The organism is Crossiella sp. NPDC003009, from assembly GCF_053591555.1.
On the sequence record NZ_JBSFUA010000062.1, the window covers coordinates 33,921 to 41,050 of the forward strand.

9 protein-coding genes are annotated in these 7,130 nt (G+C 71.5%); 4 read left to right on the plus strand and 5 right to left on the minus strand.

Annotation, left to right across the window (positions count from 1 at the left end; genetic code table 11):
* Positions 1-78 precede the first annotated feature (78 nt).
* The 3 genes from ACWDY5_RS37545 to ACWDY5_RS37555 are packed head-to-tail and all read left to right on the plus strand — an operon-like array spanning position 79 to position 1,827.
* On the plus strand, positions 79-1,344 hold the full coding sequence (locus tag ACWDY5_RS37545) for a protein-glutamine glutaminase family protein (RefSeq protein ID WP_449726890.1): 1,266 nt from the start codon (positions 79-81) through the stop codon (positions 1,342-1,344).
* A gap of 13 nt (positions 1,345-1,357) precedes the next feature.
* A complete protein-coding gene (locus tag ACWDY5_RS37550) occupies positions 1,358-1,615 on the plus strand; it encodes a hypothetical protein (protein ID WP_449726891.1) in 258 nt (85 codons plus the stop codon).
* A gap of 14 nt (positions 1,616-1,629) precedes the next feature.
* Complete coding sequence (locus tag ACWDY5_RS37555; protein ID WP_449726892.1) at positions 1,630-1,827, plus strand: hypothetical protein; 198 nt, start codon at positions 1,630-1,632, stop codon at positions 1,825-1,827.
* Positions 1,828-1,881: 54 nt separating this feature from the next.
* On the opposite strand, the gene glpX is transcribed toward ACWDY5_RS37555, so the two are convergent.
* From glpX to ACWDY5_RS37580, 5 genes are all read right to left on the minus strand, one after another.
* Complete coding sequence (glpX, locus tag ACWDY5_RS37560; protein WP_449726893.1) at positions 1,882-2,925, minus strand: class II fructose-bisphosphatase; 1,044 nt, start codon at positions 2,923-2,925, stop codon at positions 1,882-1,884.
* Positions 2,926-3,063: 138 nt separating this feature from the next.
* On the minus strand, positions 3,064-3,291 hold the full coding sequence (locus ACWDY5_RS37565; RefSeq protein ID WP_449726894.1) for an exodeoxyribonuclease VII small subunit: 228 nt from the start codon (positions 3,289-3,291) through the stop codon (positions 3,064-3,066).
* On the minus strand, positions 3,288-3,722 hold the full coding sequence (locus ACWDY5_RS37570; RefSeq protein ID WP_252481151.1) for a hypothetical protein: 435 nt from the start codon (positions 3,720-3,722) through the stop codon (positions 3,288-3,290). Before ACWDY5_RS37570 ends, ACWDY5_RS37565 begins: the two co-directional genes overlap by 4 nt.
* Positions 3,703-4,968 carry an exodeoxyribonuclease VII large subunit gene (gene xseA / locus ACWDY5_RS37575; RefSeq protein ID WP_449726895.1) on the minus strand — a complete coding sequence of 422 codons (1,266 nt, stop codon included), beginning with the start codon at positions 4,966-4,968 and terminating at the stop codon, positions 3,703-3,705. Before xseA ends, ACWDY5_RS37570 begins: the two co-directional genes overlap by 20 nt.
* Positions 4,965-5,684: a lipid droplet-associated protein gene (locus tag ACWDY5_RS37580; RefSeq protein WP_449726896.1), complete on the minus strand. Its 720-nt coding sequence runs from the start codon at positions 5,682-5,684 to the stop codon at positions 4,965-4,967. The genes xseA and ACWDY5_RS37580 overlap by 4 nt, the downstream gene beginning before the upstream one ends.
* 140 nt (positions 5,685-5,824) lie before the next feature.
* On the opposite strand from ACWDY5_RS37580, the gene ACWDY5_RS37585 reads away from it, so the two are divergent.
* The gene (locus ACWDY5_RS37585; protein ID WP_449726897.1) at positions 5,825-6,799 is read left to right on the plus strand and encodes a 4-hydroxy-3-methylbut-2-enyl diphosphate reductase; all 975 of its coding nucleotides are present in this window, start codon (positions 5,825-5,827) and stop codon (positions 6,797-6,799) included.
* Positions 6,800-7,130: the final 331 nt, after the last annotated feature.

The following is a 7,130-nucleotide window of genomic DNA, read 5'->3' on the forward strand; positions in this document are numbered from 1 at the left end:
TGTGGCCAATGGTTGAGCTGATCTTTTCGGGTGAGGGAACTTGATTCTGTGCCCCGAAGAAATGCAATAGTCGACACATTGTCCAGTCCGCTGGCGGCACGGGCTCCGGCTCAGGCCGCGGCAGCGGAGACCTATGAGTCCATCACCTTCACCGGCGGCCGCACCGCCCGCGTCGACCTGCGCGAACCCCGCGCCACGGGCTGGCTCGGCGCGCTGGCCGAGCTGCATGCGGCGAACCTGGACGCCTACGTCGAAGTCGACCCGGACACCGGCCTGGTCACCGAGGTGCTGGTGCCCCACCAGGTCACCGTGATGGGCCTGACCCCCGGCGAGGACCAGGTCGAGGTTGATCTTGAGCCCTCGCACGCCCAGCACCACCTGCGCCGGGACAACCCGGACTTCGATGAACTGCTGGCCCTGCTCGAACAGGCCAGGGACAGCCGGGAGACCGTGCTGGTCACCGAGACCCTCGACGAGCGCGCGATCATCGACGTGCGCCCTGCCCCAAAAGAAGCCGCGGTAGCTGAGCAGCTCACCAAGGGCAGCGCGGAAGCGCTCGGCACGCCGGTGAGCTACGCCCAGGTCGTGCAGATGTACCGCCTGGTGGCCGGCCAGACCGCCTGCTCGGCCAACCCGGCCGCGCCGGGCATCCCGTTCACCTACCCCGACGACGGCTGCTGGGGCCGGGCGCACGAGATGGCCCGGCTGATGATCGCCAACGGGATCACGCCGGACAAGGTCTGGATCTACGGCACCCTGCGGGTGAACAGCGCGAACAAGCCGGACTGCCTGGTGGGCTGGGGCTGGCACGTGGCCCCGACACTGGTGGCCGGCGGGGTCACCTACGTGATCGACCCCGCGCTGTTCGACGGACCGGTCACCCAGGACACCTGGAAGGGCGCGCAGGGCGATCCGGCCGCGCGGCTGGTGCCCACCGGCGCGGAGGTCTTCCACAACCACTACGACCCGGACCGGTTCGACCCGGACTACAGCAAGACCAACGGGGTGCTGGCCCGCTTCCGCGCCGCGCTCCAGCTGCGGTCCAACGGCGCGGCAGGCCCGCCGCCGTACGCGAACTGCCAGCCGGCCACGCCGGGGGTGCAGTTCCGCGCCAGCCTGGCCCCTGGGCAGACCTTCCGCTGGTTCACCCACAGCTGGCAGGCCAGCAGGCACGTGTACTGGACGGTCATGCCCACCTCGATCTGCTCCGGCGGCCCGCAAATCCGGCACGAGGTCGCCATGCAGCGCACCGACGCGAACCTGTGCACGTACTGGATCACCGTGCAGAACCTCACCGGGCGAGCCGTCAAGTTCGAGGCCCGCTACCACTACCTCAAGATCTGACCGGGAGCCGTCGATGTGGACCGGAACAGCATTCACCGTCACGATCGGCGCCGGTGCGACCGTGCGCTACTTCAACCACAGCTGGGACGCCAGTCAGCACGTGGTCTGGTACCTGATGCCGGTCACGCCGGTCTCCGGCGGACCCGCGATCGACTGGGACGTCGCGGTCGAGCGGACCAGCGCGGCGCTGTGCACCTACTGGATCACCGTCCGGAACCTGACCGGGATCCCGGTCACCTTCGAGGGCCGCTACGCGGTCTTGAACGCGTGAACGGGGAGGAAGCCGTGCGTATCGAGATCGAGCTGGACAGCACCGAGCTCGCGGCCGGGCTGGTGATCCGGATCGGCCAGGAGCGGACCGAGCGGCAGGCCTCGGTCCAGGTCTCGGGCGAGGACCAGGACGCGGGCGCGGCACCGGTCAACCTCGCGGCCGCCGAGGCCGAGGCCGTGGACGCGGGACCCGCGCCGCAGCCGGCGGACTGAACACGACGAACCGGCCGTCCGCCGGGTGGGCGGCCGGCCGGTTCGGCAGGTGGTTCAGGGCAGCGGCGGGACGTCTTCCACGGTGTCGCCGCCAAAGTCCACCGAGGAGTACTCGCGCAGCTTGGTCAGCCGGTGGTAGCCGTCGATCATCCGCAGCGTGCCGGACTTGGACCGCATCACGATGGACTGGGTGGTGCAGCCGCCGGAGCGGTAGTGCACGCCGCGCAGCAGGTCGCCGTCGGTGATGCCGGTGGCGCAGAAGAACACGTTGTCCCCGCGCACCAGGTCGTCGGTGGTCAGCACCCGGTCCAGGTCGTGCCCGGCGGCCAGCGCGCGCTCGCGCTCCTCGTCGTCCTTGGGCCACAGCCGGGCCTGGATCGCGCCGCCCATGCACTTGAGCGCGGCCGCGGCGATGATGCCCTCCGGGGTGCCGCCGATGCCCAGCAGCAGGTCCACCCCGGTGCTCGGCCGGGCCGCGGAGATCGCGCCCGCCACGTCGCCGTCGCTGATGAAGTGGATCCGGGCGCCGGCCTCGCGGACCTCCTTGACCAGGGCCTCGTGCCGGGGCCGGTCCAGGATGCACACGGTCACGTCGGCCACGTCGGTGTGCTTGGCCTTGGCCACCCTGCGGATGTTCTCCGCCACCGGGGCGTCCAGGTCGACCACGTCGGCGGCGTCCGGGCCGACCGCGAGCTTCTGCATGTAGAACACCGCGGACGGGTCGTACATCGCGCCCCGCTCGGCCACCGCGAGCACGGCCAGCGCGTTCGGCATGCCCTTGGCCATCAGCGTGGTGCCGTCGATCGGGTCGACCGCGACATCGCAGTCCGGGCCGTCGCCGTTGCCCACCTGCTCGCCGTTGAACAGCATCGGGGCCTCGTCCTTCTCGCCCTCCCCGATGACCACCACGCCGCGCATGGACACGGTGCCGATCAGCTTGCGCATGGCGTCCACCGCCGCGCCGTCACCGCCGTTCTTGTCACCCCGGCCGACCCAGCGGCCCGCGGCGATCGCGGCCGCCTCGGTGACCCTGACCAGTTCCAGGGCGAGGTTGCGATCGGGTGCCTCACGACGTCGCGGGGCAGTGTTCGCGGCCATGTTCCGCCTCCAGAGGTCTGCGCAGATCGACGCTGAAACTGCTTACCGATCCTGGCAGACCTCGACGACGGAGGGTGAGCTGAGCAGGGGTGACAGTGACGATTAGCACTCACTGAACCGATTGCTGAACCGTTCAGGTCAGCCGTTCGGCTCAGCTTGCTCCACAGTGGCCAGTGCCTGCTCGACCCGCGCCCGCGCGCCCGCCAAGTGCTTCTCGCAGACCTTGGCCAATGCCTCGCCGCGCTCCCACAGCGCCAGGGAGTCCTCAAGGGACAGTCCACCGGCCTCCAGCTTGCGGACGACCTCGACCAGCTCGTCCCGCGCCGCCTCGTAGCCGAGGGCGGCGTCGGTGTTGTTCTCACTCACGCGGTGGGGCTCCCCATCGTGCTCTGCACCCGGACCACGGCGGTGGCCACCGCCTGGTCATAGCCGATGAAGGCTTCGGCGAACTCCGCGCCGTCGCCTTCCATGGCGGCTTCGTCGATGCGATTCTCCGCCTCGCTCACCCGGCGGCGGTGCGGGGACCCCGTGCCGTACCACCAGTGGCTGCCGACGTAGTGCGAGGTGGCCTCCGACAGCGCGCGCAGCCGGGACGGCAGGGCGCGCCTGCCCGGCGCGTCGCAGCCGGCCAGCAGCGCGGCCCAGCACTCGGCCGCGGCGGAGTTGGCCTCCTCGGCCCTGCGCTGCACCACCCCGGCCGCCGCCCGCACCGGCGGGTCGACCTGGCTCTGCGCCGCCGTCCTGGCCGCGGCGACGGTCAGCGGGAGAAAGGTCGGCTCATGGGCCAGCGACGCCACCGCTACCTCCGTTCACCGCTCCGGTGTCTTCGGGCACGATCGCGTGCACCGCTCCGTCAACGACTCGGACCCGCAGCAGCGTTCCCGGCGGCGCGTCCGCGACCGAACGGAGCACCCCGTCCGGGGCGCCGGCCACGACGCGCTGCACAACCGCGTATCCGCGGGCCAGAGTGGCGGCCGGTCCCAGGGTCGTCAAGCGTGCTTTGACACCGTCCAACCCGCTCTGCTCGTGCCCGAGCCGGGAGACCGTGGCCCGGCGGGCCCGCTCGCGCAGCGCCCGCACGTCCTCCGCTCGGCGTTCCAATGGGCCGAACGGGTCGGAAAGCGCTGGGCGGGAACACAACTGGGTCAGCAACCGGTGCTCCCGATCCACCCATCCGTGTAGTGCCCGGCGGGCCCGGTCGCGGAGCTGGCCGATTCTGGCCGTCTCCTCGGCCACGTCCGGAACCACCCGTTTGCCCGCGTCCGTCGGAGTCGAGCAGCGCAGGTCGGCCACGTGGTCCAGCAGCGGGGTGTCCGGCTCGTGCCCGATCGCGCTGAGCACCGGGGTGCGGCAGGCGGCCACCGCCCGGCACAGCGCCTCGTCGGAGAAGGGCAGCAGGTCCTCCACGCTGCCCCCGCCGCGGGCGATCACGATCACGTCGACCTCGGGGTCGGCTTCGAGCTCGGCAAGCGCTTCCAGCACCTGCGGCACGGCCAGATGTCCTTGCACCGCAACGTTGATCACCCGGAAGTGCACGGCAGGCCAGCGATGCTTGGCGTTGGTCAGCACGTCCCGCTCGGCCGCCGAGGCCCGGCCGGTGATCAGCCCGACGCGGTTGGGCAGGAACGGCGGCTTGCGCTTGCGGGCCGGCTCGAACAGGCCCTCGGCGGCCAGCAGCCTGCGCAGCCGCTCGATCCGGGCCAGCAGCTCACCGATGCCCACCGCGCGGATCTCGTCCACCCGCAGGCTGATGGTGCCGCGGCCCTCGTAGAACACCGGCCGCCCGTGCATGATCACCCGCGCGCCCTCGGTGAGCGGCGTCTCCAGGCCTCTCAGCAGCGCGGTCGCGCAGGTCACGGTGACCGAGACGTTGGCGGAGGGGTCGCGCAGGGTGATGAACGCGGTCGCGGTGCCCGGCCGGTTGGAGATCTGGGTGACCTCACCCTCCACCCACACCGAACCCAGCCGCGCGATCCACTCCGCGATCTTGCGCGCCACCGTCCGGACCGGCCACGGCTGCTCCGCGGTGCTGGGCGCGGTCACGACTCGCGCACGGTGGCGATCCGCCGGGTCAGCATCCGGACGAACTCCTCGCGGGCCTTGGTGGCCTGCTCGTAGGCCAGCAGGTCGTCGAGCTGCTCGACGGTGAGCCAGCGCAGCCGGGCCCGCACCTGCGCGAGGGAGAGCGCGTCGTAGCCGGGCACGCCGGCAGGCTCGTTCCCGGACGGCTCCGGGGCCTCGGCGGCAGCGGCGGGCTGCTCGGCGGCCCGGGCCACAGTGAGCTCGCCCGGCTTGGCGCGGGCGCTCGGCGGCCCGTCCGAGCGGGTCACGGTGACCTCACCGGCGTTCTCGTGGCCGCTCGGCGGCTCGTCCGAGGGGGCCACGGTGACCTCACCGGCCTTCGTGCGGCCGCGCGGGGCCTCGTCCGCGACGGTGACCTCGCCCGCCTTCTTCCGGCCGGGCAGCCGCTCGGCCTCGTCAGCCTTCGGCGGGGCGGCCGGCGGGGGCGCGTCGTCCAGGTCCTCGTCGAAGGTCGCCCACTCGGGGGTCTCCTCCGCGGGGCGCAGCGTGGCCAGGATCTCGTCGCCCTTGATGGCGAGCTCGGTCACGTGCTGCTGGGCGCGCATGGACAGCTGCATCGCGGTGCTGGCCACCGTGACGGGCAGCCCGGCGAGTGAACTTGGCAGCTTGCGGGCCTGCTCCACGGCGGCCGCGGCGAGCCCGGCGGCCACGCGGACCGGCAGTGGCAGCGGTTTCATGTGGTACAGCCTGCCGCAGTCCGGCGGATCAGGGAAACTTTTCGCTCCGCCATCCGGGTGAGTGCGCTGTGACCTCGCTAATTCTTCTGGTCACCTGATCGAATCGACTCACCGGCGGAACGCTCCGTACCCTGGATGACATGACCACTGCCAAGCCCAAGCGCGTGCTGCTGGCCAACCCTCGCGGCTACTGCGCCGGCGTGGACCGGGCCGTGATCACCGTCGAGAAGGCGTTGGAGACCTACGGCGCTCCCATCTACGTCCGCAAGGAAATCGTGCACAACAAGCACGTCGTGGACACGCTGCGTGAGCGCGGCGCGATCTTCGTCGACCAGACCGACGAGGTGCCCGAGGGCGCCATGGTGGTCTTCTCGGCGCACGGCGTGTCCCCGATGGTGCACGCGGAGGCGGCCGAGCGGAACCTCCGCACCATCGACGCCACCTGCCCCCTGGTGACCAAGGTGCACCAGGAGGCCAAGCGCTTCGCCAAGGAGGACTACGACATCCTCCTGATCGGCCACGAGGGGCACGAGGAGGTCGAGGGCACCGCTGGTGAGGCCCCCGACCACGTGCAGCTCGTGGACACCGCGGAGGACGTGGACAAGGTCACCGTCCGCGACCCCAGCAAGGTCATCTGGCTGTCCCAGACCACGTTGTCGGTCGACGAGACCATGGTGCGGGTGAACCAGCTCAAGAACCGGTTCCCCGAGCTGCAGGCCCCGCCGAGCGATGACATCTGCTACGCCACCTCCAACCGCCAGACCGCGGTCAAGGTGATGGCGCCGCAGTGCGACCTGGTCCTGGTGGTCGGCTCCAAGAACTCCTCCAACTCACTGCGGCTGGTCGACGTGGCGCTGGACTACGGCGCCAAGGCCGCCTACCTGGTGGACTTCGCGCACGAGGTGGACGACGCCTGGCTGGAGGGTGTCGGCACCATCGGCGTCACCTCCGGCGCCTCGGTGCCGGACGAGCTGGTGATGAAGCTGCTCATGCACCTGGAGGAGCGCGGCTGGGCCGACGTGGAGACGGTCACCACCGCCAACGAGAAGATCACCTTCTCGCTGCCGCGGGAGCTGCGCAAGGAGATGAAGGAGAAGGCCGCCAAGGAGTCCTGACGGCCGCACTGACAAAGCGAAAGGGCCGCTCCCACCTCGGGAGCGGCCCTTTCGCTTTGTCTCTTAGTAGTCGTCGTCCCGTGGCGGGCGCCTGCGCGGCGCGGGGGGCTGACCGCCAGTCCTGGGCGGTGGGCCACCGCGCTGCGGCGGAGGCGGCTGCTGACGGCCGGGCTGACCGCCCCGGGGCGGCACCGGCCGCCCACCGCCAGCCGCGCCACCACGGCCGCCTGCCGCGCCACCGGCATCGCGAGCGCCACCGGCCCGGCCACCGGCCGCGCCACCGGCGGCACCACGGCCACCCGCGCCCCGGCCCCCGACCGCACCGCCACCA

Bases quoted from the DNA above. Each gene is read 5' to 3' on its own strand.
- ACWDY5_RS37585 (WP_449726897.1), top strand. From the start codon at position 5,825: ATGACCACTGCCAAGCCCAAGCGCGTGCTGCTGGCCAACCCTCGCGGC.
- ACWDY5_RS37550 (WP_449726891.1), top strand. From the start codon at position 1,358: ATGTGGACCGGAACAGCATTCACCGTCACGATCGGCGCCGGTGCGACC.
- ACWDY5_RS37580 (WP_449726896.1), bottom strand. From the start codon at position 5,684: ATGAAACCGCTGCCACTGCCGGTCCGCGTGGCCGCCGGGCTCGCCGCG.
- glpX (WP_449726893.1), bottom strand. From the start codon at position 2,925: ATGGCCGCGAACACTGCCCCGCGACGTCGTGAGGCACCCGATCGCAAC.